The following is a 25,544-nucleotide window of genomic DNA, read 5'->3' as shown; positions in this document are numbered from 1 at the left end:
CTCGTTCAAAGTAGACAAATCTCATATACCCAAAGAATCTCAATCGTCGCGTTACTTTGAGAGCGTGTTAATTTACGTTCGAGGGGAAAGTTTTGAGATCAGATGGAAGTACTGCAATCCCTATATTAAGTTCCATATACAAAAAAGCCCCTCTAAATAGAGGGGCAAATGTTACCATCGCTTATAGTTATAGTGTTATGCCAGTAAATTCTGCTTAACCGAAATCGCCGTTTACGTAACCTTGAGTGCGATCATCGCGAGGTGAACTAAAGATCACATCGGTTGCATCGTGCTCGACCAGTTCACCCATTAGGAAGAATGCGGTGCGATCTGAGATACGACGCGCTTGTTGCATTGAGTGTGTCACGATAACAATCGTAAACTTCTTCTTTAGCTCTTCCATCAACTCTTCGATTTTGTGCGTTGCAATTGGATCTAGAGCTGACGTTGGTTCGTCCATTAGAATCACATCAGGTTCCATGGCAATCGTGCGCGCAATACATAGACGCTGTTGCTGACCACCTGAAAGACCAAATGCATGTGATTTCAGGCGATCTTTAACTTCATCCCACAAAGCGGCACCACGTAGTGAACGCTCTACCACTTCATCAATGTACTTTTTGTCTTTGATACCTTGAGCACGCAGACCGTAAGCGACGTTCTCGTAAATGCTCATTGGGAACGGGTTTGGCTTTTGGAATACCATGCCGACTTTAATACGCAAGTCAGCGACATCGATGTTGCCATAGATATTCTCGTCGTCCATGGTCAACTTGCCGGTAATTTTAACACCTTCAATCAGGTCATTCATGCGGTTCAAGCAGCGTAGCAGTGTTGATTTACCACAGCCTGATGGGCCAATCAGTGCGGTTACTTGGCGCTCAGGGATTGGTAAGTTAATTGATTTCAGCGCTTGGTTTTCACCGTAAAATAGGTCTAGGTTCTCGATACTAAATTTGTTCATATTTTTATCTCTTAATTCTTAAATTCGTCTGTAATGTGCTTTGGCTTAGTAAGTAGCAGTATTAAAACGGCTTGCTATCAATTTGGTTACCATGTTGATAAGCAGCACTACTACAATCAGCACTGTCGCTGTACCGTACGCTTGGTTCCATTCTTCAATGGTGAATAGCTCGGTAGTTAATTTGTAAAGGTGTACTGTCAGGGTTCGACCTGAGTCCAGTAGCGAGTCCGGAATACGCGCTACCATACCTGCGGTTAAGAATACAGGCGCAGATTCACCAATTACACGACCAATACTCAGAATGACCGAAGTTAAGATACCTGGCATTGCACTTGGCAAAATTAGACGCCAGATGGTGTAGATTCTTGAAGAGCCTAGGGCATACGAGCCTTCACGGTACGTTTGTGGTACTGCCATTAGTGCTTCTTCAGTGGTACGAATAATCACAGGTAGGATTAAGATACTTAGTGTTAGTGCACCCGATAGAATCGAGAAGCCCAGACCAAGAATGCCTACAAAGAAAGTCATACCAAATAGACCAAAGATGATTGACGGGATACCGGCAAGCGATTCCGTACAGAAACGAATCACTTTCACTAGGCGGCTACCCACTTTCGCATACTCAGTCAGATAAATTGCAGTCATGATGCCCAGTGGCGCTGCAACTGCGATTGACGCAAATACCATATAGATAGTTGAGACAATCATTGGGAAGATGCCGTGCTCATCCCCTGTTCTTGTGTAGTTGTCGGTAATAAAGTTCCAATCAACATGTTGTAAACCGTTAGATAGGATGTACCAAATAATCCAGAATAAAAAACCAACGGTCAACGCGGCAGCTGCCCAAATAAAACCATAGAGTACTTGGTCTTTCACTTGGCGAGCTTGTTTAAGTTTTGCAAAATCCATCGTCATCACCCGTCTTACTTAGCTTTTTGGCGGTTTAGGTATAGTAGCGCGGCATTCAGTCCCATGATAAATACCAGTAGAACCACACCCGTCGCGTATAGTGCATTTGCGTGTACGCCACTTGCGTAAGACATTTCAATCGCAATGTTCGCAGTTAGTGTACGTGCTGAATCTAAAATGCCCTGAGGCATCGCTGGCGCGTTACCCATTACCATGATGATTGCCATGGTTTCGCCCAAAGCACGACCGATACCCAAGATCACGCCAGTCATAATGCCCGAACGAGCGGCTGGAACGAGAAGTTTAAAGATGGTGTAGATTTTTGATGCGCCTAATGCCAACGAACCTTCTTTGTACGTACGTGGAACTGCGCGAATTGACGTTTCTGATACAGTAATAACTGTTGGCAGAATCATCACACCCAACACGATGATACCCGCTAAGATGGTGTTACCCGCTGGTACATTAAAAATGTCTTGGATAAGTGGAACGATGATTACCAAACCAAAGAAACCGTAAACCACTGACGGAATACCCGCAAGCAGCTCAACTGCCGGACGAATAATGTCTGCAACACGTTTAGGGGCGATTTCAGCAATAAAGATGGCTGTCAGTACACCCACTGGTACACCCACGACGACAGCGCCAAAAGTAGACACCATAGAGGCGACAATCATAGTCGCAACACCGTATAGAGCTGGCGGTAGCCAGTCTTGTCCAAATACGATGCCTGTTACGCCTGCTTCTTGGAACGCAGGGATAGATTCTTTAACAATGAAATAGGCAATTACTGATAGAGATACAATCCCGATAACAGCACTGGTCAGAAATAAGCCATGGAAAATGCGCTCTTTCCAATCTACTCGCTTCTTAGCGCGTAGACCCGACTTAGCAATTTGAGTCGCTTCAGTGTTCATAAGCTTTTCACTATTTGTTGCGATGGTCATAAATAAATCTCACTAGACTGGCGCGATTAAGACAACCAGCTGTGAAAGAAAGAGCTCAGCCCAATGCGGGCTGAGCAAGGGTAATTCTATTAATTCAAATCTATCGCTAGATTAGTTAACTGAGATGTAGCCTTTTTGGTCTACTAGTGCTTGTGCATTGTCAGATACCATCCAATCTAGGAATTTCTGAGCTTCCGCAGAAGGCTTGCCTTCTTTGTATAGCACTAGGAAAGGACGCGCGACTTCGTAAGATTTGTTCTTAACGTTGTCTACTGTTGGCTCTGTACCGTTGATTGCTAGCGCATTTACGGAGTTATCCACTGTACCTAGTGAGATGTAGCCGATTGCGTATGGGTTAGATGCAACCATAGTCTTAAGTGCCCCGTTGCCGTTTGCTACTTGAGCGCGTTGAGAGATTGCCGATACTTTTACATCACCAATCTTTTTCTTAAGCTTCATGATGTCTTCAAATGCGCCGCGAGTACCAGAAGCGGTATCACGAGTGATTGCGACGATAGGCTTATCCGCACCACCAACCTGTTTCCAGTTCGTTACTTCACCTTTGTAGATTGCTGTTACTTGCTCAGCCGTTAGACCTTGAAGGTCGTTTTTAGGGTTAACAACAACCGCGATACCGTCTAGAGCCACTGTTAGTTCTTTCAGTGCTGGCTCTTTTTCAGAATCTTTTAGGTTACGTGAAGACATACCTAGGTCTGCACTACCATTTTTTGCTGCTTTAACGCCTGCCGATGAGCCCGGTCCTTGGACTTCAATGAATACGCTTGGATTTGTCTTCATGTATGTTTCAGAGAAAACTTCCATCAGCGGAGTCACACTGCTAGAACCTACTGCTGAGATAGTTTCTTTCGCTAGAGCTGGAGTTACTGTCAGAGTACCTAGTAGTGCGATTGCACCGATAACTGTCTTTTTCATCACAATTTCCTTTAATGGCTTTATTGCCGTTGTGTTTCATTCAACGGTTGTCACTTTAGAATCCGAATATGACAGTTGTGTTTCACTTAATTGAAGCCTATATGACATTTCATCGCGTATTGAATCAATTCGTACAAATAGCATTCAGCTTGGTTATTTTTCATTCTTGGTTAACGCTACGGAGTAGATTATCTTGTTATTTCACTGGGATTTAGATGCTAAAAAGCCAGCCGACAATGCCGACTGGCTCAAGCCCAACAACGTTGGTTTGCAGGAGCATAATTGTCTGGGGGAAAGACAAATATACTTGGGGGAACTGTAATATAGCGTTCACGCTATCTTCGCGTAGATTGTAATAATCCTGCTGCATTGATCATTGCATCTTTGGTGCACACATCGATGATCTTGATATTGCTAAACCGCTCAGGGTCCTTAATTGCCACATCATGAGCGAAGATCACGCAACGCGCATTTCTAATGTCGGTACTGGTTATGCGGTTATTAATACCATTGGCACCTTGGGTTTCCACCTTTATCTTGATACCCATGGTATGCGCCGCTTTCTCAAGCGACTTTGCCGCCAAGAAAGTATGTGCCACGCCTGATGGACATGATGTTACTGCCAACACATCAGCCACACCTTCACCTTCCACCGATGAATAAGCTTGTCTTGTAGCCAGACTTTCCTCATCTTCAGAGACGGTTTTCTTTAGCAGTATCGCTATCGTTGCTGTCGTTAATGCGCCCGCTAACGTACCAACAATGTAGCCCAGCTTGCCATCAACCACTGGCAGTACTATCCATCCGCCCCAGGGCGCGTGGTTAAGTACATGGAACATAAAGCCGACCACGTTACCGACAATACCACCCGCCACAATCGCAGGCAGTACTCGCGCCGGGTCAGCCGCGGCAAACGGAATCGCACCTTCACTAATGCCAATCATACCCATGATACCCGCCGCCTTACCGGCTTCGCGTTCATCACGTTTAAATTTCTTTGGCGCTAATACTGTCGCTAACGCCATACCCAATGGCGGGGTACAAATTGCAATGCCGACACCGCCCATCAGCCAAGGCTGAGTATTGACTTGGGTTTGCGCGAACAAAGTCGCCACTTTATTGATCGGTCCGCCCATATCAAAAGCCGTCATCGCGCCAAGCACCGTACCTAATAGCATCTTGCCTGAACCCGCAAGCCCTGCGAGCCAATCATTGAGCGAAGCCATCGCACTGGCGATCGGCGCTCCAATGAGCCACATCACCGCACCGCAAGTCACAAACGTGCCGATTAGCGGGTAAATAAAAATCGAACTGAGCGATGCCATGCTGTCAGGCAATTGAATTTTCTTTAACGCCGCAACGGTATAGCCTGCAATAAAACCGACAATAATAGCGCCTAAAAAACCGGTATTGTAATGACTCACTGCTATCCAAGAGCCAATCATCCCCGGCGCTAAACCTGGCTTATCCGCAATCGAGTAAGCAATGTAACCACCAAGAACAACGGTAAACAGGGTTAAGCCCGCGATACCCATCTGCGCCACATCCGCAAGGATGCCTTGTGTTGGCAATGCGCCGTGCCCTGACATCATCACCGATAAAGAGAGCAATACCCCACCCGCAACGATAAACGGTATCATATGGGAGGTACCAAACAGCAAGTGCTCTTTGCCACGCGCTAACTGTTGCTTCCAAACACTTGGCGGCCCGCTAATGGTTTCAAAACTGACAGTTTCGTTACTCTCTGACTGATTCGCTTCAATATCCGTGAGCAGCTCTAACGCTTGCTGTGATGATTCAGCAGCCTTTAACTTGGCGACAAAATCATCTTCAATTAACTTGGATGAGATCTGCGCCAGCACTTCAATATGGTGGTGATCATCACCATTAGGTGATGCCAGCATAAAGAACACATCGGATAGCTCGCCATCTTCTGCGCCGTAATCAATCCCAGCTCGACTGATGCCAATCACCACGCCGGGCTTAAGCACCGCATCACTTTTGGCATGCGGAATCGCAATGCCATCTTCAAATCCTGTATTACCAATTTGCTCACGCTTCCAAATATCACGTAAAAATTGGTCTTTATCAGAGAGCCTGCCGGTGCAGTCGAGAATATCGACCAACTCAGCCAGTACTTCCTCTTTGGTTTGCGCCTGAAGATCGAGGCAAATGGTATTTGTATCTAATAGCGTGGTGATATCCATTTTGTCTTACCTAACCATTCATGCGCACCGATAGATTAACCAGAGCGATAGCGACACGATATAGTACGAATCAATCATTAACTGGAGTAATGTAACACAGCTTTTAAACTGTGATAGAGGTCTAACCTTTACTTGGCTTATATCAATGCTTTCTGTTACTGATGTGCTAGTATCCTGCAAAAATAAGAAGCCGAGAATTACCATGAAAATTGTAGCGGTGACAGCATGCCCTACCGGCATTGCACATACATATATGGCTGCTGATGCGCTAGTAAAAGCAGCACCAAAATTTAATGTTCAAATCAAAGTTGAAACTCAAGGCGCGATGGGTATTGAAAACCAACTCACCCCCCATGATATCGCCCATGCTGACAAAGTATTGATTGTCTCTGATATTGATATCGAGCAAGCTGCGCGCTTTGAAGGCACCAATAAGGTACATATCTCTATTGAGGAAGTCCTGCTCAATGTCGACAAGGTTTTTCAAGTACATTGCCGCTAAACTAGCCTAATGAACGAATATCAAATCACCTTTCTGGTCGATAGCCCAAGTGGCAGCGCCTACGTCGCGCAGCCACTCAATCGCTTAGCGAAAAAATTCAAATCGTCACTGCATATCATCAATATCACTCAAGATCGCTGCGCTGACCTATGCAAGCCTTCAGCGATGTTGCGTGCCGGTTTGCAGCAAGGTGATCTATGCCAAATTACCGCCATCGGTATTGATGCCGAGCTTGCCTGCTTTGTACTGAAAGATATTATCTCTGAGCACTTTAGCTTAATCGGCGCGCATATTAACTATCAGTTCTCGAGCCAACTTGCTGAGCGATTACCGCAAATCAGCCCACCATGTGAGATAAAATGGCACTACGCCAAAGCGCAAACCGAGCTCACCAAATTCGAGTGTCTTAAAGGTTTGGCGCAGTTGATTTATCCCAAACACCCTGATGAACTTATTTTAGCGTTTGTTAAACGCGAAGAGCGCTCATCGACGTGTGTCACACCCGGAATTGCCCTCCCCCACGTGATGTTTGCGGATGTCCGCGAAATCTCGATTGCCGTCATCAGTAATGATCAGGCGATAGATTGGGCATCACAAATGGGCGAAGTGCATATTGCGATTGCTCTGGTCATGCCACAAGCCCCTTCTCGTGAGCAAATTGTTGCTGCCACCAACCTCACGCGCAACCTGCTTTCGGGTCAAATGGCAGAACGCTTGTTATTGACTCGTTCAAGTGTCGACTTACAAGCACTGCTAATGTACGCCATGTCACGCCTACTGGCTTGACACTATTGGTGGCATAACCCTTCGAAACTTTAGAGCATGGACTAAATCGAGCCACGGTATTCTGAAGGGGTACGCCCAGTTTTGTTTTTAAATACGCGACAAAAATAGTTCACATCTTTAAATCCACAACGCACAGCCACTTCATTGAGTTTAAAATTGTATTTCTTAAGCATGAATTTAGCTCGATCGACCCGTACCCACGTAATGTAATCCGCTAACGTCATATGTCCTTGTTGGCGGAACAAACGTGATAAATGGTTCGCTGAAATACTAAAACGGTCAGCGATACTATCGCGCGTAATTTGGCGATGAAAGTTCTCTTGGATATAAATGCAGATCCCTTGATAAAGATCTTGTACGCGATTGTGTGATTGCTCGACCGGTTGCTCAAGCATCGTTTTGCTGTACTGCAGCAACGCTTGCAGCAACAGTTCGTCCATTGGCTTTTTATTGCTTTCTCGCGCAAGAGAGCTCAATGCTTCAAGGATGTTGTCGATGGCAAAACCAGAGCGAGTTTGAATACTGTGCTTTTGAATATCATAAAAGCCGACTTCGCCTTTGCGTTTACTGACAAAGCTCAGCCCCAGCTGCCTGCGACCAAATAGCATACTCAATACTGAACAGTCGCTGTCCCAGTTCGGTTTATTCCAACAGTTTGGTGGGATAAAAATCGCGTCTCCGGGCTTCGCGACTATTCTCTGCACTTTTCTCTCGTGATCTTCCATTTCATTGATGTATTCGCCATCCAACACTAACTCTAAACGTGGAAAATTCACCTGATAGCTACATTCTGGCGGGGTGTGAAAATCGCCAGCAAACCAAACATTATGAAAGGGTTCGCGCTCACTTAATACGGTTGAAATCAGGTCATGGAAAATCATCTTGGCACTCTCAAAATGCACCTATGGTGCTATAAACCTAGGTATAAACCTTAAGTTTCAAAACCACCACAGCGTCAAATCACAACTTCAAGCAGTGGTTACAATAGTACAGCAAAAGCCTTTATTTTCCAGCTCTACGATGCCTAACTTAACTCATCATCATGAATTTATTGAACTAGCATCGATATGCGTATTTTCCACCCAGCCTCAACTAGTTACATATTTCTAGATCACAGTTTAATTAACGATCGAGTTCACACTCTGATTTTAGTGATACAAAAATCCAGTTGATGCACTTTTTTTTCACTACCTATCTTTTATAAAACCTCACAAAATAGCCTCAATAGATAACGATAAAAAATAGGGGTGTGACATGATCACAAGACTTATTAATCAAGATTTGATTTCGCTTAATTTACAAGCAACCACTAAAGAAGAAGTATTCCTTGAACTGATTGACGTGTTACACGGTCAAGGTCGTATTTCAGATAAACAACAATTTCTTGCTGACATCAAAGCACGCGAAGAGCTCGGTAACACCGGTTTTGAAGAAGGCGTTGCATTACCGCACGCAAAAAGTGCGGCGGTTATTGAGCCCGCGGTTGTGATTGGTGTTAGCCGCACGGGTATTGAATACGGCGCTGAAGACGGCTTGCCATCAAAACTATTTTTCATGATTGCCTCTCCAGATGGCGGCGACAATCACCACATCGAAGTGCTTGCAGAACTCTCTTCAAAACTGATTGAAGATGGTTTCATTGAACGTTTCTTTGCTGCTCAGAACAATCAAGAAGCACTTGCACTACTACTTGAAAAGCCTGAAGAACAAGCGGCTGTACAAACTGACGTAAGCAAAGGCTTTGTTATCGGTGTAACAGGTTGTCCTGCTGGTGTGGCGCACACTTACCTTGCCGCAGAAGCGTTAGAAAAAGGTGCAGCTGAGCTAGGTTACGAAATCAAAGTAGAAACTAACGGCTCAATTGGCGTTAAAAACAGCCCGACTGACGAAGAAATTGCTCGTGCAGACGCTATCATCGTGGCTTGTGACAAACAAGTCGACATGGCGCGCTTTGCTGGTAAACGCTTAGTTGAAACCAACGTTAAAGCGCCAATCCGCGATGCAAAAGGTCTTATTAACCAAGCGCTGAGTGCACCAGCTTACCAAGCATCGGCTTCAGCAAGCAAAGCGACAACCGCAGAGAAAGCGTCACAAACTCGCTCTGACCTATACCGCTACCTAATGAATGGTGTATCGCACATGATCCCATTCGTAGTAACCGGTGGTCTATTGATCGCACTTGCATTGGCTATTGGTGGTAAACCAACCGAAGCGGGTATGGCAATTCCAGATGGCAGCATGTGGAACCAAATCCTAAACGTAGGTGTGGTTGCCTTTACACTGATGATCCCAATTCTAGCGGGTTACATTGCTTACGCAATTGCTGATCGCCCTGCTCTAGCACCGGGTCTAATCGGTGGTTGGATTGCAAACAACGGTTCATTCTACGGTGCAGAAGCCGGTACTGGCTTTATCGGTGCTATTATTGCTGGTCTACTTGTTGGTTACTTCGTGAAGTTTATTACTTCAATCAACTACCACAAGTTCATCCAACCGCTTGTACCTATCATGATCGCGCCGATCACAGGTTCGCTATTTATCGCTGGTCTATTCATCTTCGTTATTGGCGCGCCAATCGCAAGCTTGATGGATGGTCTAACTGCAATGCTAACTAGCATGAGCACGGGTAACGTTGTTCTTCTAGGTATTGTTCTAGGTGGCATGGCTGGCTTTGATATGGGTGGTCCATTCAACAAAGTAGCGTTCCTATTCTCTGTAGGTATGATTGCAAGCGGTCAAACACAGTTCATGGGCGCAATGGCGTGTGCTATCCCTGTTGCACCGCTCGGTATGGCGCTAGCAACAGTACTTGGTCGTAAACTTGAGCTATTCGAAGCCTCTGAAATCGAAGCAGGTAAAGCATCCGGTGCGATGGGTTTAGTTGGCATCTCAGAAGGTGCTATCCCATTTGCAGCGCAAGACCCAATGTCAGTGATTCCTGCTAACGTACTTGGTTCAATGGTTGCCGCAGTAATGGCATTCTCATTCGGCATCACCAACAGCGTAGCGCACGGTGGTCCAGTGGTTGCTCTTCTAGGTGCAATGAACCTTCCAATCCTTGCTCTAGTGTGTATGGCATCAGGCGCAGTAGTAACAGCACTGACCTGTGTAACACTTAAGAAAATCCGTAAGGCGAAACAAATTGCAGCTACTGCATAACTCGCTATAAACTCTCTAGGCCTAAGCAAGTTTGCTTGGGCCTTGTTGCATTTTAAGCTTGCATATTTATGGTGACAATGATGTCTGATTCCCTACACTCTGTATTCTTCCCGATGACTAACGTCATCCAAAACTACGCATGGGGTAGCACTACCTCGGTAAACCAATTGTTTGGTATTGAAAATCCAAACGGCGAGCCACAAGCTGAAGTTTGGATGGGCGCGCACCCTAACGGCTGTTCTATGGTTGAAAGCCTGGGTACAACCACCAAACTTTCTGAGCTGATTGGCAGCGATATGAACGCTTTCTTAAGCGAAAAAGTTGCTAAGCGTTTTGGTGAACTGCCTTACCTGTTTAAGATTCTAGCGGCTGAAAAAGCACTTTCAATTCAAGTGCACCCAAATAAACAGCAAGCAGAAGCTGGTTTTGCTCGCGAAGAGCAACAGGGTATTGATCTTTCTGCCGCTAACCGTAACTACAAAGATCCAAACCACAAGCCTGAATTGGTTTATGCCCTGACCTCTTACCAAGCGATGAATGGCTTCCGCTCTACTGAAGAGATCATTGCGAACTTTACTCGTTTAGATATTCCAGAGCTCGCTACTCTGCTTGCAGGTCTAGTAGCAAACCAAACAGCGCAAGGTCTAAGTGACTTCTTCTCTGGCTTGCTTTCTTTGCAAGGCGAAGAGAAAGACAGAGCGCTGGCAGCATTACTTGCTTATGCCAACAACTCTCAAGACCCATTAATGGCACTGATTGTTGAATTAGAGACACAATACCCTGGTGATATCGGTCTGTTTGTACCGCTAACACTAAACATCATCACGCTTGAGCCTGGTCAAGCAATGTTCCTAGATGCGGAAACGCCACACGCATACATTAAAGGGACAGGCCTTGAAATTATGGCGAACTCAGACAACGTACTACGTGCTGGTCTAACGCCAAAATACATGGATATTGAAGAGCTAGTCGCTTGTACTATCTTTGAAGAGAAACCTTTTGATACATTGCTATTAGAGCCAAACGTAAACGACGAAGTGCTGGAGTACCCTATCCCAGTTGAAGACTTCAAGTTCGCGATTATTCCAAGCTCTACAGCGCGTACAATCGAGATCGACAGCGCTGAAATCCTTCTGCCTCTAGATGGAACAATGACCCTAACTCACAACAATGGTCAACGTTGCGTAATTGAGAAAGGTCAATCTGTGTTTATTCCAGCCTACGCACAGCACTACACCTTAGAGAGCCAAGGTCGCGTCGCACGCGCTTATTGCTAATCCTGGCTCGCTTCCGAAGCCCTGCACAAGCAGGGCTTTTTTGTAAGGACACACACCTCAAGCTCATACCCTATTGGCATATCTAACCAGAGCATATCTAACCTCATATCAAATCAGGACAGACGTCATAAAATAGAAATACTATCGCGTTCATAATTACACTGAACTACTGCTAATATTAAATGACTTGAACAATCGGAACCGATTAAGATCACAATGAAAAAAACTGAAGGGCTAATGTAAGTTTTGCACTATGCCGATGCCATTTAGCATAGATTTGGAGTAACAGAAAATGGTTTAAAAGACGAATCGACTAACTTACCCATCCAAACGAAATAAATGTACCCGAGTTTTACTCAATGTCCGCCTGACTAGTTCTCGATGCTCTAGTCTACCTACGACCATAGCGCGATGTCTTTCCAGTTCAGTACACGCTTTTGCCCAATTTTGTGGGTTTAGACCAAGCCGCTGCAATATGGGTGGAACTTGAGAGCTTAACGTAAATTTGCCTTCGCGGTATTGCCGAGCTGTCCAATCTACAAGCTCAATATAATCTAACAGTCTAAACAGAATACCATCAAGCTCTGCATCATCACGATTCCCGATAAAAGGATGGAGGCAAGGCGCTGTTTCTTGTCGATTTTTCAATGAATCCAACCGGGCTTGAATTGAAGTAAAATCTGAAGTCTCTGGCTTATTCGCGATACCCGCTCTTAGTGGATTTAGATCAACATACGCCATAGCAGCAAGTAGAGCTTTTTCGTCGAGCAATGCCTGACTTTTAAATCGGCTCTCCCAGAAATGCCCACGGCACTCATCTTCCTGGTTCGCTTTACATGCAATTTCAAAATTCAGCTCTTTCATAAACCAACTGAGACTCCATAGCCGAGTTCGCCACGAGTCGATAATCAATAAGCATGCATCGATTTCAGCCTCACTTTTTAATTGACCAGATAGCCAACGCTCAACGAGATGTGGCAGCTTATGCTCTTGCTGCCATCGCTCGACCACCGCCCTATTGGATAAACAGAGCGCTTTATCTCGGTTAATGTGTACAACTAAATGATAGTGGTTACTCATTATCGCGTAAGCGCAAATATCAATGCAGTAGACATGAGAAAGCGCGTAGATTTTCTGCTTAATCCACTCTCTGCGGTGCTCGTAGCTTTGTTCTGTAACAGGGTCGACTCCGCATAGATAACTTCGTCTAACGCACCGCGATACACAATGATAATAAGGCGTCGCTTCCACCGATACTTGCTGTTTTCGAGCCGTCGTCATGCTGGTATCCAATTCAAGATTAGTATTCATAGGCTAAAAACTACCAGTCAAAGCGACAAGAATAGATCCCCAAAACTATTGCGGTGTTAACAGCAATTCATACTTTGTTTACTTTACGGTGTGTGTCCTTTTATAGAAAGAAGACAGCTTCGAGAAGATTCACACATCGTTAGGGTGTGTGTCCTTGTAGAAAAAATAATGACGGTTATCACACTCAGATTTGCTTGATACAAAAGTATAGTGATTGGATTTTTTTTGCTATTTCGCTGAATAAGCAATTGATTTAATTTTAGCTCATAGCATGAACACCCAGAGTTAAAAAATGATTACTACACTAACAAACGTCAATTTAATTAAACACCAACTTCAAGCAAACAATAAAAAAGAAGTTTTTGAAGAACTGGCTCAAGCATTATTTGAAAATAACCGCATTAATAGCAAAGAAGCATTCCTTGCTGATATCGAAACACGTGAAGCAGTTAGCGTCACTTCTACTGAGGGTATTGCTTACCCACACGCAAAGAGCAAAGCAGTTATCGAACCTGCAATTGCTGTTGGTGTTAAACGTGAAGGTATCGAGTACGGTGACGAAGATGGCATCAAACCAAGCGTATTCTTTATGATTGCATCACCAGACAATGGTGCCGATCATCATATTTATGTACTACAAGAACTATTTGGAAAATTCAGTGATGAATTCATCCAAGATATTAATAACGCGAAAGATCAAAACGAAATTTTGAATATTTTAATCAATTCTTAAGGTGGATTATTTATGAGTACCCTAACAGCTCAAAATACCAGCAATACTGATTTTAAAAAGACACTCAGCACATTAAAAGGGCACCTACTTTTTGGTACCTCTCACATGTTACCTTTTATCGTTGCGGGTGGTGTTCTACTGGCTCTTGCGGTAATGGCGTCAGGTAAAGGTGCGGTTCCAGCAACTGGCATCTTGGCGGATATTTCAAACATCGGTATTAAAGGTCTAGTTCTATTCCCAATCATCCTAGGTGGTTTCATCGGTTACTCAATCGCTGACAAACCTGCACTTGCTCCAGCAATGATCTCTTCAGGCATCATGGCTGATATGGGCGGCGGTTTCCTAGGCTGTATCGTAGCGGGTTTCATCGCGGGTGGCGTGGTTTTCCAACTTAAGAAAATCCCACTATCACCGAACATGACGGCATTAGGCGCATACTTCATTTACCCTCTTATTGGTACACTAGTTTCTGCGGGTATCGTTCTATGGGGTATCGGTGAGCCAATCAAACTGTTCATGACTTCAATGAACGAGTTCCTAGCTTCAATGGCTGGCGCATCTAAAGTGGTTCTAGGTACTATCCTAGGTGGTATGACAGCATTCGATATGGGTGGTCCAATCAACAAAGTAGCAACGCTATTTGCTCAAACTCAAGTTGATACTCAACCATGGCTAATGGGTGGTGTTGGTATCGCAATCTGTACGCCTCCTCTAGGTATGGCTCTAGCGACTTTCCTATTCAAGAAAAAATTCACTAAAGAAGAACAAGAAGCAGGTAAAGCTGCAGCAATCATGGGTTCAATCGGTATCTCTGAAGGTGCTATCCCATTCGCAGCAAACGACCCAATGCGCGTTCTTCCTTCAATCGTAGCGGGTGGTATTGTAGGATGTGTGTTCGGTTTCCTAACTGACATCCTATTGCACGCACCATGGGGCGGTTTAATCACAGCACCTGTTTCAAGCAACATCCCAATGTACGTAGTCGGTATCGCACTAGGCTCTCTAACGACCGCACTAATCGTTGGTTTCTGGAAGCCAGTAGCAGAAGAGCAAGCTGAAGAAGAGACTCAAGTAGCAGCACCAGTTCAAGCAGCGGCAGCAGCGCCTGTAGCAGGCGAAGGCGAGTACGACGTAGTAGCAGTAACTTGTTGCCCATCAGGCGTAGCACATACTTTCATGGCAGCGAAAGCGCTAGAAAAAGCCGGTGCAGCAGCAGGTATAAAGATTAAAGTTGAGACTCAAGGTCAAAATGGCATCCAAAACCGCATCACTGACCTAGACGTAGCAAACGCTAAGCTAGTTATCCTTGCTCACGACATTCAAGTTAAAGATGCACACCGCTTCGCTAACTCTAAAGTGATTGAGTGTTCAACGAAAGAAGCAATGAAACAAGCAGCAACCTTAATTCAGTCTTAAATTACTCTGCTTTGTCACCAAAACTAAGTTAGAGTTCCCCTATACAAAACCGATACCCAGCGTATCGGTTTTTTTATTTCAAAGCCATCACATCAAACTGCGTGTTCACTCGAAAAACTCAACCATTAAAGGCTGGTAAGTTTTTACATAGGCCCGAGAAACTCATAAATTTCTAACTAACAGTCACTGAACAAGCTTTTTATGAATCAATCACTTATATTGACAATAATTGATTTAATTGAAGAAAACTTGCGACGAAAAATCAGCATTGATGATCTGGCAAAACAGTGTGGTTATAGCCGTTCTTATATTCAACATCAGTTCAACGCAACGACAGGGTTCTCTATCTCCTATTACCAACGCACGCGCAAATTAAGTCTCGCTGCGGCGCGTTTAGCGGAGGGAGAACTGCGTATCTTAGATGTAGCAATCGAATTTGGCTTTGAATCTCAGGAAGCATTTGCTCGTGCATTTCGTCAGTACACCTCAACCACGCCATCACGCCTTCTCGGTCAACAAACCTGGGCAAGAAGAGTCAACTTTGAACGCATAGACGCCGAGAAGCTCGAAAAGCTCCACCACTGTCAATCTCTTCCCATTGCGTTCAATACACACCCGAGTCATCGTTGGGGGTGCTATGTATTCACCGTCGATAGCTGCGAAAGAAACATTGAAGAGGTCACGTTCGCCATCTCTAAGGCCTATGAGAACCTGATGCAACGCCCATATAGCGCTTCGCTTAATTTTGACCAAGCGCAGGTCGTCGAGTTTCGCGAACATAACCAAGAAGCAAGCAGCACCTTCCCTATGTCTATTGCATTTCCATTTAATGATGACCATGAAATACCACCTGAACTGCTCGAAATAATTGTGCCAACAGCTCTGTTTGCTGAAGTAACGCTGCCTAATCCAAGTTATATCCCGACCATTTTTCATCCGCTTTATTATCGAATTTTCAACGAAAACAAATGCTACTTTAGTGGTTTACCTGCATTCTGGTGCTTCAACACGTTGACTGGCGAACTGCATCATCGTTGTCAGGTAGAACCCATTGCTCAAGTCAACAGTGACCCTATCTGGTCACTGTTTGAGGCATGCCATGTAGTGAAATTAAACACGTCATTTCTCGCGGCTTCTCATGCGTCAATCCCAGCCTCTAAACGCGCGGGAACAAGGCGACTAACAACGCTAGTAGAACAGTTAACACTGGCTTCACCCTCCAAATCACCACTTGAGGTTCTCTTTGACTCGCCTTGCCAAAACAACAGTAATCAATACCACTACTCGTTAGGGGTAACGGGCGCACTAAAACTCAACGAATCAAGCGAGCAGACCAAGACAAATCTACAAGGGCTTTACCTATCAACCCAGTGGCAAGGTGAAGACATTCACCAACTTGAAAACCAGATTGAACAACTCTATTTACGCCTTTCTCAACACCATCAGTTTCAATATCGCGCGGCACCTGAGTTGATAAGAATACACACCATCAATAAGCGATATATCGAATTTGATTTGTTTACTCCGGTCGAAAAAAGAGCGACCTCTAGGCAGAGGGCCGTTTGGTCTGGGTAGTATTTGACTCTGCCGCGCTATCACGACAGAGCCAAATTTTGCCAACAAGGTTAAGTGAGTGATCAGAAACGTGTCCAAATACGGTCGAGGGAGTTATATCGATCGGTTATAATCAAAAGTTCCAAAGCTGAATTGTTTGGTGTGCCTTATCAGGATGACTAAACTGAACTTGATCCATACTCGGAGGGCCTTGTAGCGCTGGATTATTCGAATATCCAAACCCTTCAGTCGGCATACCATTTGAGCCAGACGTTAGACGTTGATTCCCATCGTTATCCTGATAGGCAAATATTGCGTATTTCCCTACTGGAATTGCCTCGATTCTAATTCCTGCTGTCGCTTGAGAAACTGAGTAACCTTGCGCGTGAATACTCGGCATCCCATTAAGATTGTCCCCTTCTCCATATACCAACAAAATTATTGGACCATCTCCTTTGATATTCGCGACTTTAATTGTCAATGGAGCAAGACCATCAGTGTTCGCAACAACTTGTGGCGCAGGTTCGAATCGAAATACCACAGACAACATCAGACCAACCGTCATCGCACTCCCCGCCCCTATACTCCAACGTTTAAGTTGCGATAAACCACCGGAATGTTCACGTATCCAAGCGGGAATCCAGATTGAAGCTAAGCAAATGAGCACCAGCCATTCGTAATGAGCATTAAATCGCTGCGCCCACAACATTGGCGCCATTAGATAAATCATTACGGTATGCCACGCAAACACTTGCAGTGAATGACGGCCGATGTAAGACAAAGGCTTAAACACAAACCAATTGGGACGATGCTTAATTACCACGGCGATGATATACGCCCAAGCGGTGATATTGAGCAAACGCAGCCAACCCAACTCTGGTTTGTCAGCCATGCCATATAAAACCCCTTGATGAATCGCCCATTGAAGGAAAAAACCATGATGCATGAACAAAATTACCCCAGCTGTGACACCTGCCGCCACAGTCAGCAACTTTGAGTGCCAATTAAAGTTACCTTGATTGGCTGTATAACCCACAGCGGAGGCACCAATAAACAGAAGCTGCCAAGCAAAGGGATCAAAGTATCCTGTTTGGAGTGCTACATCGGGCAATAAATGGATAATAAATGCATCGGTGATGTGCCTACTCATAGCCCACACAACCACACTGGTCAGCAAAACCATTACCATCCAACCGCGTCGATACGCCGCAATTAAAATCGGCAACAGCAACATATACATAATATAGAGCGGTAAGATCTCAAGATAGTTCGGCTTATTGACCAACGCGGCACTCAACAACACCGATGACCAAGGTGCCTCAACTAAGCTGGTTAAGTTTAATTCAAGCATTTCAGCCGACGTCGGCATATAGGTTACACAGATAGCAAACCAAACAAACACAATCAGCAGGCAGGCAATATGGTATTTGTAAATACTCCAAGCACGGATCCAAGCTTTTGAGCGTAGCTCGGCATTGCTCAAATGTGGTCGACTGTATATCGCTCCGGCTAAAAAACCAGAAACCAGTATAAATCCTTCAGCCGCACCAAATTGTCCAAGAGGTTGCAAGCTAAACATCTGAATAATTGAATTACCTCCACTTATCCAGAATAAGTGGTTGATGGTCATTATGACGAGCAGTAGACCACGAATCGTGTCTAGTGCGGGTATACGCTTCATTGTCAAAATCCTTATATAAACGCGGTAAAGCAGTAAACAGTTCAATTTGTATGCTTTGCATTGTGAAAGATTTTTTAACGGCGACTCTGACCAAATGTGCTTAGATGTTGATCTAGTTCAACCTATAGCCATAGGGCGAATGGAAATGCGAGTGGGTTGGCAAACTCTATTTAATAAAAAAGCACCACAAAGATTTCTCCTTGAAGTGCTTTTCAATATAGGATGAACGCAGATAAACGACTATTCATCAACATAGATTGTGATTTTTCCGGCATGGGCGTGACTGAGTGAATGTGCATGAACATAGTTCACCACTTTATCTTTGATATAGATATAGGCAGCACAAATTAACGCAAGAATAGTAAACGTGAACAAAGCATGCATATTTAGGAACCACGCGAATAACGCAGTAAGAAACGCAAGGAAAGTAACCATACGGCTACTTGTCATCACTTGACCTAGCTTTTTATTCATAACTCCTCCTTAACACGAAAAAGCACGAACAAAACTTAATCAGTTTGGTTTGTGGTTCACCTGGTGCAATGACTTGTGAACGTAACCATTATCGCTCGTTTTTTATTCAAGAAACCTTCCTAAGATCTCAATTAGAACAAAATACGATAACAAAATTTTAATCTTCGATGAGGTACAAGATTCAAGCCTATGCATAGACATCAACAAAAAAGTACAACGTCATCCCAACACTCGATAGAGTGACAAAATTACGCACGTAGCTAGGATTAATTTGACGCGAAGCGCGTGCTGCGATGTAACCACCAATCACACTACCGACGAGAACGGCCAAACCTGGCAACCACTCTATCACGCCCTGCCAGAAAAATACCGCCACCGCGCTAAGGGATACGCAACTAGAAACAAGCAATTTTAGGCCATTCATTTGATTGATGTCCGTGTAATTAGCAATGACAAGATAGCTAAGTACCACAATACCTAACCCAGCATTAAAAAATCCACCGTATGCGCTCACGAGCACCAACATAAGCGCCAATAGGATACGAGCACCGTGGTACTGAGCAAGATGCTGACTGAGCTTATCACCGGCAACAAACAAGAAAGTAGCAAATAGAAGAAGCCAAGGAATAGCTTGTGCAAACAGTTGGTCGGATATATTAAGCAGGAGAATGGCGCCTAGGGCACCGCCAAGCAAGCTCAACAAAATAATCGGTAAAACAACTTCTGGTTGCTTCGCAATATCATGGCGAAAACCATAAGCGCCACTGACATAACCAGCACTAACGGCAAAAGTATTGGTCGCGTTAGCCATAATTGGAGGAATACCAACAAACATCAGTGCAGGAAAAGTAATAAAGCTGCCGCCACCAGCGACACTATTCAAAACTCCACCAAACACACCTGCGACAACCAACACCCACCAATCCATGTATACCTCGTTACTCCGTTTGTCTTGCCCTATTGTATCGAAATGATTTTTGGGCGATATTCAACTTTAGCCAAACTTAAAGCGTTAAATCCATAGCTATCTCGCGCCAATCTTCTAATTCACTTTTAACGTTACGGATTTGTTTTGGCGTCATTAGATTTATAATTTGCACAAAGTATCTCTGACCCGTTTGGGTGTTTAAATCAATTAGCTTAGCTAACTGAGGCGTATAATACTGTTGAGGACGAAAAATAAGCTCACGCATTAGAGCTTTGAGTTGTTCAGAATTACGACGCTCAGCAAACATTTTACTCAGCTCAACTCTAATCTGGGTTTGATACTCAACCCACAACGGAGTCGTCACCAACCACTGTTGAGACCACGCTTCGACAATTACCTGCTGCTCTTGGGTCAACTCCCCTAACCAATTCTGCAAGTTTTCTTCCACACGCTGGCGGTAGAGGTTACGCAACTCTTGCTCCGAATTAGATTGGTATTTTTGCTTGTACTTAACATGTCGGACTCGGATTTCATCCATTAATTGTTCTACTTGTTCATCACTCAATTCAGAGATAATTCGGGTAATCGTAGGCAAAAAATGGTCTGCTAAGCGCAGCGAGTGCTGACGAAAAGTTTCTTGTTGCTCGACTAAATCGGCAACCGTTAACTGAGAAGGATTGATCTTAAGCAGCTCATCAAGATGATTAATGTAAATCGGTATTTCTTGCGAGCGATGCCATGGTGTCGCTGTTTGAATTGACTGTCTAAGCAGCGCTTGCTGACTGTTGTCGAGATCAACAAAATCCTCGACGTATTGGATCGCAAACCAATCTAAATTGTCGTAAACCAATTTAGTGCCGCATCCAACTAATCCCACCGAACACAGCAATAATAGCAACCAGCGCCTCATAACTTTCCCTATTCTTGTCCAACACCTGTTGTACGTGCTTCCTACGCGGTTAGTACAGTTAGCTAAAGTCTAATACATTCAATCCACACGTCATCAATCTAACTGCCATCGTGTGAATTTTAACGCTGATATGACGTACACCGATAAAATAACTTTGACAATAAACGCAACTGAGCTCACATTGACAACAAAACAAAAAATCACTTGAGCAGTCAACTCAAGTAAGGAGAACACATGAGTCGTACCTTTATCATTAGCGCGCTTGCTCTTGCGGCACTGAGTGGCTGTAGCTACCACGCAGAACCGGAAAAACCAGTATCACCTATGTGCCAAACGGCAAATATGCCAGGTGGTTGGCAAGATGCTGAGATTACCCCGGAAGTGCAGCAAGCCATCAACACATTGATGGATCGCATGAACAATGCTTCACCTCTTGAAGAAGTCACTCACGTTCGTACTCAAGTCGTGAACGGCATCAATTACGCTATTGAAGTAAAACTGGAAAATGGTCAGTACTGGCATGGCGTAGTTTACCGCAACATTCGTGGTGACTATCTAATTGATAGCGTTGCTCAACAAGGCAAACTTTGCCCATAGTCTTTCGCCATAGAAAGAATACATATGCGCTTAGTCTTAAACTCATTTACCACTAAGCGCTCCAATCCCTTCTCATTTCCTATTCATTCCCATACCGATAGATTAAAGATATTTCAGGGCATTTTTTGACAACAGTCACAGTAGCGCTCACATTAAATCTATGCAAAACGTAATTTTTGCCTAATTTATCGCTCGCGAGGGAAGCATCTATGAATAAAATTTTATTGGCAGTTGGTCTGACACTTTTTGCTATTCATGGCTACGCAGCCAATCACGAAAATGAGACCGCTGATACTACAAAGACGAAAATGAGCGACTGCAGCACAGATAAGAAGTATTCAACTTGGAAAGAAGCCAAATTAACCGCAGATGTGCATCAAGCGTTTAACCGATTTACTCAAAATATCGAGGCTGATTCACCCGTTAAGCAAGTACTACAAATTCGCACGCTCAATATGGATGGTCGCTACTTTGCATTCGAGGTCGAGTTGAAGAACGGAGAGGTTTGGCACGGCAAAATCCACCATAATCCACGCGGCGACTACTTAGTCAGTGGAATTCCACACGAAGGTGTTTTGTGTCCTTAGGAAGATAACCACACATAAACGTGTTTGTGTTAGCCGTTTCAATACCCAAGCAATCTCAAGAAAAACCGTTTGCTTGGGTATAAACTCTATTGGCAAATATTAATTGATAAAACAACAAGGTAATTTTAAAAGTATATATTAATAACGTTGAAAATTTATTGTGTGCTATCCAATTGTTAGCCATTGGATAGCAGATCTTCTTTGGCATGTATTGCACTCCTCAATTCAAACAAACATTGAGTAAACTGATAGGCTAACCAACTGACAATCCCAACAAATTTAGCCCCATCTTCCAATATATAATGATGAGAGAAGTAAGTATCGGGAACCGCATCAATCAATACTGAGGTACCTAAACCACCAAAGAAAACAAATAAAAACGTAATATCGTGACTCAATATTCTTTTTCGATAAATAGCAACATAGCAACAGAGTATAAACGCATATAAAGCCATCACCACTTTCTCATCGAGCCCAAACAATTTTGGTACTAACCATTCATGCACCATGAACAAGTCATCAAACATAAAGATCGCGCTAATCATTACGCCGTAAAGAATAAAACCGATGACCTCTCTCTTACTGCCAAGGGCTTTCAATAGCGCAAAACTGAAACACCCAATAGCAAAAGAGAATGCCCACAATAGAATGCCGATATTGGAAATAGCGCCTGTTAGTGGGTGCAACGTTGTAAAAGAAAGAGGATCTTTAGTTAACAGCGAAATTGGAAACCCAAACTTTTCACTCACTAACAAAGCTATAAAAAGAATTAGAACGCAAGGAGCGTAAAACACCGCTAGAGCCCACTTTGGTGCGAAAAAAAAGCTCTTTATTAAATTAAACATGCATCTAGACCGCTATATAAATTGGATTTTTCGACTTATAAACTTAAGGACTGTAAATTTTATAAAACAGAGCCTTTAGTTAACTTCGACAATCATATTGAGCTTTATATAGATGTCTATAAAAACACCACTTTGCTAAGCGATAAATTTCATTTTTATTAAATGTAAGAAAAAATGTCATCACATAAATGATAACTTGCAGCTGATAGCCCAACTCAGAGTGGTTTTTAACTATCGCAGATAAACAAAAAGCGCGGCAGATAGCAGCGCTTTCAAACAACATCGCAGATAAATTAATGAATTGGCGTGTCTGTCTTGCTGTAAAACTTACCGAAGTACTGCTCTAATACTTCAGGGGTTAACTCACCCGCTTCTTCTAGACGCTTAAGCTCAGCAGCAATGGCTTTTTGCTCATCAATTGATGGCAACGCCACTTCCGGCTCATCAGCAACTTGCTGAGTCATCGCTTCTAGTTCTTTTTCAAAATCACTCATGACTTTCACTTACCTATAAAAACAAACTTCGCTCAGTTTACTCATTTCAGGGGCGATATTCTAGAGTTAGTGCGCTGTAGCACATCAAAGTAGCAAACTATAATTGATGACATAACACTATGATTTACTGACCAGACTCACTAATGTAGCGATTGTTTTTTCAAAACTTTACTCAGCTACCAATAACAAGCGTAACAAACGAAATCGTATGGCGTTTTTTTACACAAACACTAAATAGTAAGGTTCGCTTTAAGTAAATTTATCGAAAAACGCAGAGAATAATCTGATTTACTATTGCTTAAGCTCCTGATTATGGTATCAATTTATCCAGAATTTCTAAGCAGATTAGCAGCTCAACTACTTAAGTGGCATTACGCTTGATTAAGGCTAAATAGTAACAGTAGCTACACCAGAAAACTCACCATCGAGATAAGCTAGGAGACAGGAATCACTCATGACATCAACTGCATTTAGTCAGCTACAAGAGTACCTAGAAAGCCAAGTCGTCGGTCAGCGCGATTTGGTAAAACAATTATTGGTTGCCCTTCTTGCCGATGGACACATTTTGGTTGAAGGTCCTCCGGGACTAGCAAAAACTCGAGCGGTTAAATCTCTTGCTGATTGCATTGAAGGCGATTTCCATCGAATTCAATTTACCCCAGACTTGCTTCCAGCCGATCTGACCGGTACCGATATTTTCCGTCCGGAAACTGGCGAGTTTAAATTCCAAGCGGGTCCAATTTTCAACTCCTTAATTCTGGCGGATGAAATCAACCGTGCGCCAGCAAAAGTTCAAGCAGCAATGCTTGAAGCCATGGCAGAAAAACAGATCACCGCGGGACGAAAAACCTATCAATTGCCTGATCTATTTTTAGTCATGGCGACTCAAAACCCTATCGAGCAAGAAGGTACTTATCCACTACCAGAAGCTCAACTTGACCGCTTCCTGCTCCATCTCAATGTGGATTACCCTGATGCGGAGCATGAACTGGCAATTTTGCGCTTAAACCGAGGCGAAGCGAAAGGTCAAACCGCGCAGACACCGCCAAAGCTAACACAAAATACCGTATTCCAAGCTCGCCAAGAAGTACTCAACATTCATATGGCAGAAGGCATTGAGCAATATATTATTCGCCTAATTATGGCGACTCGCCAACCTGAAACCTACGATCAAACACTCGCTGATTGGATCGAAATAGGTGTCAGTCCACGCGCGACAATCGCGCTCGATCGCTGTGCCCGCGCACATGCTTGGCTAAGCGGCAGAGATTTCGTTGCACCTGAAGATGTCCAAGCCATGATTTATCCGGTACTGCGTCATCGTCTATTGCTTACCTACCATGCTCAAGCTGAAGGAATTGCTCCTAACAAAGTGGTTGATAAATTGCTCTCTCTGGTTGGTAGCGCATAATGGACAACCTATTCTCGCCCTATTCGGATGGCGTAAATTTGAACCTGGATGAGCTGCTTTATTATCGCAGCCAAAGTATTAAGTGGTTACCACCCGCGCGAGGGATCTGGTCACAACTGCTGGGACATCATCAAAGTCGTCAATTAGGGCGGGGAATGGACTTTAGCGAATCACGTCAATATCAAGCAGGTGATGATATTCGAGCGATTGACTGGCGTGTGACTGCACGCACAGGCAAGCCCCATACTAAACTGTTTAGTGAAGAGCGAGAAAAGCCAGTAGTCCTCTACTTAGATCTAAGTCCTAGCATGGTTTTTGGCTCTAAATTGATGCTCAAATCTGTTCTTATGGCTCATATGGCCAGTATTGTGGCTTGGCTTACAGTATCGCAGCAAGACAGAGTTGGCGCGCTCATTGATACTGGATTTGAACTATTTGAAATCAAACCAATAAGTCGCACCCGTGGGCCATTAGCGATTTTACAAAAACTGGTAGAGTTACACGGTAACGCAATGAACCTACCTCGTACAAAACCAACCCATAGCTTTAAACCTGCGCTGCAAGTTTTGCATAGACTAGCACCAAAAGGAGGAGAAATTGTTTTCATCAGTGACTTTGTTCGCCTACAAGATGATGAGCAAGATTCACTGAGCCAATTAAGACAACACAATAGCGTGCGCTTCGTCCATATATCAGATCCTCTCGAATATGGCTCTACTTCATATCGCGGAAGTGAAAAAGTATCAGATGGATATCGAACTCAGTGGCTAGATTTCTCATCAAAACAGTCACGCCAACAACTTGCGTCGGCGTATAACAATAAACAACAAGGCTTAAAAGCACTGGCACACAAAACAGGGATTAGTTTTTGTACCTTGAGTAGTGACCAACTGCTGCTAAATCAAATATCTGGATAAGT

24 protein-coding genes are annotated in these 25,544 nt (G+C 43.9%); 11 read left to right on the top strand and 13 right to left on the bottom strand.

Going from position 1 to position 25,544, the window contains the following annotated elements; genetic code table 11:
- Positions 1-214 precede the first annotated feature (214 nt).
- From pstB to IRQ95_RS08635, 5 genes are all read right to left on the bottom strand, one after another.
- Positions 215-964 carry a phosphate ABC transporter ATP-binding protein PstB gene (gene pstB / locus IRQ95_RS08655; protein ID WP_194436565.1) on the bottom strand — a complete coding sequence of 250 codons (750 nt, stop codon included), beginning with the start codon at positions 962-964 and terminating at the stop codon, positions 215-217.
- A gap of 45 nt (positions 965-1,009) precedes the next feature.
- Entirely contained in the window at positions 1,010-1,873 is an 864-nt protein-coding gene (gene pstA / locus IRQ95_RS08650; protein ID WP_194436564.1) for a phosphate ABC transporter permease PstA, read from the bottom strand.
- A 14-nt stretch (positions 1,874-1,887) separates the two neighbouring features.
- Entirely contained in the window at positions 1,888-2,820 is a 933-nt protein-coding gene (gene pstC / locus IRQ95_RS08645) for a phosphate ABC transporter permease subunit PstC (RefSeq protein ID WP_075649990.1), read from the bottom strand.
- 111 nt (positions 2,821-2,931) lie between these two features.
- Positions 2,932-3,753 (bottom strand): phosphate ABC transporter substrate-binding protein, encoded by an 822-nt coding sequence (locus tag IRQ95_RS08640; RefSeq protein ID WP_194436563.1) that lies wholly within the window; start codon positions 3,751-3,753, stop codon positions 2,932-2,934.
- A 335-nt stretch (positions 3,754-4,088) separates the two neighbouring features.
- Entirely contained in the window at positions 4,089-5,960 is a 1,872-nt protein-coding gene (locus tag IRQ95_RS08635; protein ID WP_194436562.1) for a PTS fructose transporter subunit IIBC, read from the bottom strand.
- A gap of 202 nt (positions 5,961-6,162) precedes the next feature.
- Between IRQ95_RS08635 and IRQ95_RS08630 the strand changes: the two genes are divergently transcribed.
- Together IRQ95_RS08630 and IRQ95_RS08625 are read left to right on the top strand one after the other, a co-directional pair.
- Complete coding sequence (locus tag IRQ95_RS08630; protein ID WP_075649987.1) at positions 6,163-6,462, top strand: PTS fructose transporter subunit IIB; 300 nt, start codon at positions 6,163-6,165, stop codon at positions 6,460-6,462.
- Between the two features lie 9 nt (positions 6,463-6,471).
- Positions 6,472-7,248 (top strand): PTS sugar transporter subunit IIA, encoded by a 777-nt coding sequence (locus tag IRQ95_RS08625; RefSeq protein ID WP_194436561.1) that lies wholly within the window; start codon positions 6,472-6,474, stop codon positions 7,246-7,248.
- Between the two features lie 41 nt (positions 7,249-7,289).
- On the opposite strand, the gene IRQ95_RS08620 is transcribed toward IRQ95_RS08625, so the two are convergent.
- Positions 7,290-8,129 carry an AraC family transcriptional regulator gene (locus tag IRQ95_RS08620; protein ID WP_194436560.1) on the bottom strand — a complete coding sequence of 280 codons (840 nt, stop codon included), beginning with the start codon at positions 8,127-8,129 and terminating at the stop codon, positions 7,290-7,292.
- A gap of 373 nt (positions 8,130-8,502) precedes the next feature.
- On the opposite strand from IRQ95_RS08620, the gene IRQ95_RS08615 reads away from it, so the two are divergent.
- The gene (locus IRQ95_RS08615; protein ID WP_194436559.1) at positions 8,503-10,407 is read left to right on the top strand and encodes a PTS fructose transporter subunit IIABC; all 1,905 of its coding nucleotides are present in this window, start codon (positions 8,503-8,505) and stop codon (positions 10,405-10,407) included.
- Positions 10,408-10,484: 77 nt separating this feature from the next.
- Positions 10,485-11,684 (top strand): mannose-6-phosphate isomerase, class I, encoded by a 1,200-nt coding sequence (gene manA / locus IRQ95_RS08610; RefSeq protein ID WP_431358050.1) that lies wholly within the window; start codon positions 10,485-10,487, stop codon positions 11,682-11,684.
- A gap of 318 nt (positions 11,685-12,002) precedes the next feature.
- Here the strand turns inward: manA and IRQ95_RS08605 are convergent, their stop codons facing one another.
- Positions 12,003-12,965 carry a transposase gene (locus IRQ95_RS08605; protein ID WP_228481352.1) on the bottom strand — a complete coding sequence of 321 codons (963 nt, stop codon included), beginning with the start codon at positions 12,963-12,965 and terminating at the stop codon, positions 12,003-12,005.
- A 322-nt stretch (positions 12,966-13,287) separates the two neighbouring features.
- Here IRQ95_RS08605 and IRQ95_RS08600 point away from each other — a divergent pair, with 322 nt between their 5' ends.
- The 3 genes from IRQ95_RS08600 to IRQ95_RS08590 all read left to right on the top strand — a co-directional run bounded on the left by IRQ95_RS08600 (position 13,288) and on the right by IRQ95_RS08590 (position 16,719).
- Positions 13,288-13,728 carry a PTS sugar transporter subunit IIA gene (locus IRQ95_RS08600; RefSeq protein WP_194436557.1) on the top strand — a complete coding sequence of 147 codons (441 nt, stop codon included), beginning with the start codon at positions 13,288-13,290 and terminating at the stop codon, positions 13,726-13,728.
- 12 nt (positions 13,729-13,740) lie between these two features.
- The gene (locus IRQ95_RS08595; RefSeq protein ID WP_194436556.1) at positions 13,741-15,144 is read left to right on the top strand and encodes a PTS fructose transporter subunit IIBC; all 1,404 of its coding nucleotides are present in this window, start codon (positions 13,741-13,743) and stop codon (positions 15,142-15,144) included.
- Between the two features lie 201 nt (positions 15,145-15,345).
- Positions 15,346-16,719 (top strand): helix-turn-helix domain-containing protein, encoded by a 1,374-nt coding sequence (locus IRQ95_RS08590; RefSeq protein ID WP_194436555.1) that lies wholly within the window; start codon positions 15,346-15,348, stop codon positions 16,717-16,719.
- Positions 16,720-16,831: 112 nt separating this feature from the next.
- Here the strand turns inward: IRQ95_RS08590 and opgC are convergent, their stop codons facing one another.
- The 4 genes from opgC to IRQ95_RS08570 all read right to left on the bottom strand — a co-directional run bounded on the left by opgC (position 16,832) and on the right by IRQ95_RS08570 (position 20,691).
- Positions 16,832-18,379, bottom strand: a complete 1,548-nt coding sequence (gene opgC, locus IRQ95_RS08585) for an OpgC domain-containing protein (RefSeq protein WP_194436554.1) — start codon at positions 18,377-18,379, stop codon at positions 16,832-16,834.
- A gap of 240 nt (positions 18,380-18,619) precedes the next feature.
- On the bottom strand, positions 18,620-18,853 hold the full coding sequence (locus IRQ95_RS08580; protein WP_194436659.1) for a hypothetical protein: 234 nt from the start codon (positions 18,851-18,853) through the stop codon (positions 18,620-18,622).
- Positions 18,854-19,040: 187 nt separating this feature from the next.
- Positions 19,041-19,781: a sulfite exporter TauE/SafE family protein gene (locus tag IRQ95_RS08575; protein ID WP_194436553.1), complete on the bottom strand. Its 741-nt coding sequence runs from the start codon at positions 19,779-19,781 to the stop codon at positions 19,041-19,043.
- A 76-nt stretch (positions 19,782-19,857) separates the two neighbouring features.
- Positions 19,858-20,691: a DUF6279 family lipoprotein gene (locus IRQ95_RS08570; protein WP_194436552.1), complete on the bottom strand. Its 834-nt coding sequence runs from the start codon at positions 20,689-20,691 to the stop codon at positions 19,858-19,860.
- Positions 20,692-20,925: 234 nt separating this feature from the next.
- Here IRQ95_RS08570 and IRQ95_RS08565 point away from each other — a divergent pair, with 234 nt between their 5' ends.
- Positions 20,926-21,288 (top strand): cystatin domain-containing protein, encoded by a 363-nt coding sequence (locus IRQ95_RS08565; RefSeq protein ID WP_194436551.1) that lies wholly within the window; start codon positions 20,926-20,928, stop codon positions 21,286-21,288.
- A 209-nt stretch (positions 21,289-21,497) separates the two neighbouring features.
- Positions 21,498-21,875, top strand: a complete 378-nt coding sequence (locus IRQ95_RS08560) for a hypothetical protein (RefSeq protein ID WP_194436550.1) — start codon at positions 21,498-21,500, stop codon at positions 21,873-21,875.
- A 176-nt stretch (positions 21,876-22,051) separates the two neighbouring features.
- On the opposite strand, the gene IRQ95_RS08555 is transcribed toward IRQ95_RS08560, so the two are convergent.
- Complete coding sequence (locus IRQ95_RS08555) at positions 22,052-22,720, bottom strand: hypothetical protein (RefSeq protein WP_489114236.1); 669 nt, start codon at positions 22,718-22,720, stop codon at positions 22,052-22,054.
- Between the two features lie 293 nt (positions 22,721-23,013).
- On the bottom strand, positions 23,014-23,214 hold the full coding sequence (locus tag IRQ95_RS08550) for a restriction endonuclease subunit S (protein ID WP_194436548.1): 201 nt from the start codon (positions 23,212-23,214) through the stop codon (positions 23,014-23,016).
- Positions 23,215-23,668: 454 nt separating this feature from the next.
- Here IRQ95_RS08550 and IRQ95_RS08545 point away from each other — a divergent pair, with 454 nt between their 5' ends.
- On the top strand, positions 23,669-24,625 hold the full coding sequence (locus IRQ95_RS08545) for an AAA family ATPase (protein ID WP_194436547.1): 957 nt from the start codon (positions 23,669-23,671) through the stop codon (positions 24,623-24,625).
- Positions 24,625-25,542: a DUF58 domain-containing protein gene (locus tag IRQ95_RS08540; RefSeq protein ID WP_194436546.1), complete on the top strand. Its 918-nt coding sequence runs from the start codon at positions 24,625-24,627 to the stop codon at positions 25,540-25,542. The genes IRQ95_RS08545 and IRQ95_RS08540 overlap by 1 nt, the downstream gene beginning before the upstream one ends.
- Positions 25,543-25,544 lie beyond the last annotated feature (2 nt).

It is taken from the genome of Vibrio fluminensis, from assembly GCF_015278125.1.
GTDB lineage: Bacteria > Pseudomonadota > Gammaproteobacteria > Enterobacterales > Vibrionaceae > Vibrio > Vibrio fluminensis.
Note: the sequence above shows the minus strand (reverse complement) of the source record. Positions and strands in the feature narration are given on the sequence as shown.

What these genes read in the sequence shown, in the direction of transcription:
- IRQ95_RS08550 (WP_194436548.1), bottom strand. Translation starts at nt 23,214, where the DNA reads ATGAGTGATTTTGAAAAAGAACTAGAAGCGATGACTCAGCAAGTTGCT.
- IRQ95_RS08565 (WP_194436551.1), top strand. Translation starts at nt 20,926, where the DNA reads ATGAGTCGTACCTTTATCATTAGCGCGCTTGCTCTTGCGGCACTGAGT.
- IRQ95_RS08555 (WP_489114236.1), bottom strand. Translation starts at nt 22,720, where the DNA reads ATGTTTAATTTAATAAAGAGCTTTTTTTTCGCACCAAAGTGGGCTCTA.
- IRQ95_RS08640 (WP_194436563.1), bottom strand. Translation starts at nt 3,753, where the DNA reads ATGAAAAAGACAGTTATCGGTGCAATCGCACTACTAGGTACTCTGACA.
- opgC (WP_194436554.1), bottom strand. Translation starts at nt 18,379, where the DNA reads ATGAAGCGTATACCCGCACTAGACACGATTCGTGGTCTACTGCTCGTC.
- IRQ95_RS08575 (WP_194436553.1), bottom strand. Translation starts at nt 19,781, where the DNA reads ATGGATTGGTGGGTGTTGGTTGTCGCAGGTGTGTTTGGTGGAGTTTTG.
- IRQ95_RS08600 (WP_194436557.1), top strand. Translation starts at nt 13,288, where the DNA reads ATGATTACTACACTAACAAACGTCAATTTAATTAAACACCAACTTCAA.
- manA (WP_431358050.1), top strand. Translation starts at nt 10,485, where the DNA reads ATGATGTCTGATTCCCTACACTCTGTATTCTTCCCGATGACTAACGTC.
- IRQ95_RS08605 (WP_228481352.1), bottom strand. Translation starts at nt 12,965, where the DNA reads ATGACGACGGCTCGAAAACAGCAAGTATCGGTGGAAGCGACGCCTTAT.
- IRQ95_RS08615 (WP_194436559.1), top strand. Translation starts at nt 8,503, where the DNA reads ATGATCACAAGACTTATTAATCAAGATTTGATTTCGCTTAATTTACAA.
- IRQ95_RS08560 (WP_194436550.1), top strand. Translation starts at nt 21,498, where the DNA reads ATGAATAAAATTTTATTGGCAGTTGGTCTGACACTTTTTGCTATTCAT.
- IRQ95_RS08620 (WP_194436560.1), bottom strand. Translation starts at nt 8,129, where the DNA reads ATGATTTTCCATGACCTGATTTCAACCGTATTAAGTGAGCGCGAACCC.
- IRQ95_RS08635 (WP_194436562.1), bottom strand. Translation starts at nt 5,960, where the DNA reads ATGGATATCACCACGCTATTAGATACAAATACCATTTGCCTCGATCTT.
- IRQ95_RS08630 (WP_075649987.1), top strand. Translation starts at nt 6,163, where the DNA reads ATGAAAATTGTAGCGGTGACAGCATGCCCTACCGGCATTGCACATACA.
- IRQ95_RS08625 (WP_194436561.1), top strand. Translation starts at nt 6,472, where the DNA reads ATGAACGAATATCAAATCACCTTTCTGGTCGATAGCCCAAGTGGCAGC.
- IRQ95_RS08570 (WP_194436552.1), bottom strand. Translation starts at nt 20,691, where the DNA reads ATGAGGCGCTGGTTGCTATTATTGCTGTGTTCGGTGGGATTAGTTGGA.
- IRQ95_RS08540 (WP_194436546.1), top strand. Translation starts at nt 24,625, where the DNA reads ATGGACAACCTATTCTCGCCCTATTCGGATGGCGTAAATTTGAACCTG.
- pstB (WP_194436565.1), bottom strand. Translation starts at nt 964, where the DNA reads ATGAACAAATTTAGTATCGAGAACCTAGACCTATTTTACGGTGAAAAC.
- IRQ95_RS08595 (WP_194436556.1), top strand. Translation starts at nt 13,741, where the DNA reads ATGAGTACCCTAACAGCTCAAAATACCAGCAATACTGATTTTAAAAAG.
- IRQ95_RS08545 (WP_194436547.1), top strand. Translation starts at nt 23,669, where the DNA reads ATGACATCAACTGCATTTAGTCAGCTACAAGAGTACCTAGAAAGCCAA.
- IRQ95_RS08580 (WP_194436659.1), bottom strand. Translation starts at nt 18,853, where the DNA reads ATGAATAAAAAGCTAGGTCAAGTGATGACAAGTAGCCGTATGGTTACT.
- pstA (WP_194436564.1), bottom strand. Translation starts at nt 1,873, where the DNA reads ATGGATTTTGCAAAACTTAAACAAGCTCGCCAAGTGAAAGACCAAGTA.
- IRQ95_RS08590 (WP_194436555.1), top strand. Translation starts at nt 15,346, where the DNA reads ATGAATCAATCACTTATATTGACAATAATTGATTTAATTGAAGAAAAC.
- pstC (WP_075649990.1), bottom strand. Translation starts at nt 2,820, where the DNA reads ATGACCATCGCAACAAATAGTGAAAAGCTTATGAACACTGAAGCGACT.